The sequence below is a fragment of the Lutimonas sp. genome (assembly GCF_051011215.1).
GTDB lineage: Bacteria > Bacteroidota > Bacteroidia > Flavobacteriales > Flavobacteriaceae > Lutimonas.
Genome location: NZ_JBPCUJ010000138.1, coordinates 1 through 2635 on the forward strand (window position 1 = coordinate 1; position 2635 = coordinate 2635).

Annotated in this window: 4 protein-coding genes; 1 reads left to right on the plus strand and 3 read right to left on the minus strand. The window is 33.4% G+C overall.

The genetic code is table 11. The features are described 5' to 3' along the window. Positions 1-601, minus strand: a 601-nt coding sequence (locus tag ACR2MV_RS13515) for a hypothetical protein (RefSeq protein WP_434022497.1), incomplete at its 3' end; no start/stop codon positions are given. 287 nt (positions 602-888) lie between these two features. Between ACR2MV_RS13515 and ACR2MV_RS13520 the strand changes: the two genes are divergently transcribed. Continuing rightward, positions 889-1575 carry a lysostaphin resistance A-like protein gene (locus ACR2MV_RS13520; protein ID WP_434022498.1) on the plus strand — a complete coding sequence of 229 codons (687 nt, stop codon included), beginning with the start codon at positions 889-891 and terminating at the stop codon, positions 1573-1575. A 146-nt stretch (positions 1576-1721) separates the two neighbouring features. Here ACR2MV_RS13520 and ACR2MV_RS13525 read toward each other — a convergent pair whose 3' ends face one another. Further along, positions 1722-2243 (minus strand): GNAT family N-acetyltransferase, encoded by a 522-nt coding sequence (locus tag ACR2MV_RS13525; RefSeq protein WP_434022500.1) that lies wholly within the window; start codon positions 2241-2243, stop codon positions 1722-1724. Between the two features lie 165 nt (positions 2244-2408). Then, the coding region (locus ACR2MV_RS13530) for a hypothetical protein (protein WP_434022501.1) at positions 2409-2635 on the minus strand (227 nt) is incomplete at its 5' end.

Sequence of the window (2635 nt, forward strand, 5' to 3'; positions counted from 1 at the left end):
GTTTGTTATGAATTCTTTCAATATAAATAGCTACAAGAACCCACCAAATAATTGAAAATGGACCTAGATCAATTAATCCTGATTCTGCAGGAGGAATAGGGAAGGTTATCAGATTTAAACTCAGCAAGCCCATTGAAGTTATTACGCCAATAATTCCTACTAAAAGCCCCAATCCTTTGAGTTTTAGAAAACTAAATGAAAAGAATAGAATACCCAAACAATAAAAAATATCAAAAGAAATATCTATACCTAGTTGAACTGAATTGATTATTCTAAAAATTTCTTTTGCATTAGTTATAAACTCCTTGTTCGATTCATAAAATGAAAATCCAGCTTGTTGGACTACTAACATAGTTGTAAATAGCCCAAATGCAATTACAATGAATATATGACCAAAATGCTGAATCAGTTTGTAATCCTCATGAGGTGTATATGACGATGCCAATGAAGTAATACCTATTATTGCAAACGGGCCTAGTAAAAAGAATGCAGTTCTGGCTATCGCAATTGGTAATGGAATAATCCCGGTTGCTGAGATTAGATAAATGCCAACTGCAACGAAGCTTACTATTACTATTACTCGCTCAATATTTTTATACATTTTTTATCTGTGTTTCCAAGTCTTATGATTATTGTGTCATCTTTTAGGCTTGTGTATAACGCCCACGGCTATGGCCCGGTGCTTTAAAGCACAAGCCTAGGCGAAATTTTAATTTATATTCTAAGATACTGAATTTTAGTCCCTATTGGAATTTGGGATTTGTCATTTGGAATTTGTGCTGGCCACGACCAGCAATGGGCTATAGGCGTTGTTAGCTCTAGTTTATATTGGAATAGGACTGGATTAATAGGAGTATATTAGGCAGATATTATAATCATTTAAGGAATTTGTTAGGTGTAATTGTTGTTTTGGCTCTCTCATGGTTGATTCTTTGGCTATTTTCAAAAGAACACATTATTGTTTTAGGGATACTACCGAATAACAGACGATTAATAGAACTTTCTGTTGGCTTGATTTTTATGGCAATGTTTTGCACTATTAATTTATTAGGTCAGTCCTATTTTAAAGATTTTAATTATGTACAAAATTCAGATTACGGACTTTGGGAGAGCATAAACGGAATATGGTGGACGTTAAAAGCTGCCCTTTTCGAAGAACTTATTTTTAGAGGTGCATTGTTGTATCTGCTGATTAAAAGATTAGGGATTAGTTGGGCATGTATTATTAGTGCATCGGCCTTCGGAATTTACCATTGGTTTAGTTATCAAATGTTCGGACGTGGTCTAATACCAATGATTTATGTGTTTCTGCTAACAGGAGCAGGAGGTTGGATGTTTGCTTATGCATTTGCCAAAACTAAATCATTATATGCCCCACTAGGACTGCATTTTGGATGGATTGTGGTTAGTATTGTTGTTTTTTCCGCTGGTCCAATAGGTAGTTCGTTATTTATTCCAGACGGGGAAGGTGCTGATTTAAGTGGATGGGAACAATTATTATTTTTCTCATGGCAGGCATTAATTATCCCTGGATTTGTCACATGGTATCTGATGAAGAAATACAGCAAACGCTAAATTAGAGCTAACGTGTTTGTGTATGATTTCGTTGTGGAATCATCCACAGGATTATTCCGCTTATGAAATCAGCTGTATTTTATGTTAATATTTTATTTTTTACACTAAAGCCATAATGAATTATAGCCATTGTTAGCCACTGTATTTTATAGTTCTTTTTTCATTGCAATAAATTCAAAATTTTCTTTTCCAATTTGAAAATCGTGATTTCCAATTTTTTCAAATCCGTTTTTTTTGTAAAAATTTATTGCTCGCTCGTTGCTGTTAAGTACAGAAAGCCAAACCTTATTAAATTCTAATTCTTTTGCTTTTTTCAAGAGAAGATTTTGCAATTCAAATCCAATTTTCATTGATAAAAAGTCTTTCAAAACATAGATTTTCTGAAGTTGGCAAGTGTTCTTTGATTCCATAAATTCTGATTTGGAATTTAATTTAAGTTTTGCATATCCAATAGGTAATCGGTTTACAAAAGCTATCCAGAAGACATTGTTTGGTTTCTCAATTCCATCTTCAATTTTTTCAACCGAAAATGTCAAATTGTAGTAATCGAGCAAATCTTGTTTATCTCTAAAAAAATGTCCAAAAGTTTCGGTAAATGTAATTCTCCCAAGAAGAGCAATACATTGGGCATCTTCTTTTTTGGCTAACCTGATTTCTATATTGTTCATTTGTGTAGAGCGTTCTGATATATTGTGGCTAACGGTCCTGGCTGTTCACCAGAGGTGAACAAATGACAAATGACAAATGACAAATTCCAATTTGGTACTTGCCATTTGTATTTTGTCATTTACTTGGCCTGGTCAGGCCAAGTAGATAGGCGTTGTTGTAGAGCGTTATTTTTTCTCTTTTTCTTTTAGCCTTCCTTTAATTATCTCAAAAGAGCTTTTATGGAATGTTGATATATATTCAACATTTGTAAGCCCTTTTGATTCATCATATGGTAAAGCTGTGTTAACCAATGTAATTGAACTGGGAACAGAGGTTTCAAATACTATTCTCACTTCTGTATTTTCCTTTTTAAAAACCGTATTGAATTCATAGCTGCACCATTCATTTAAGG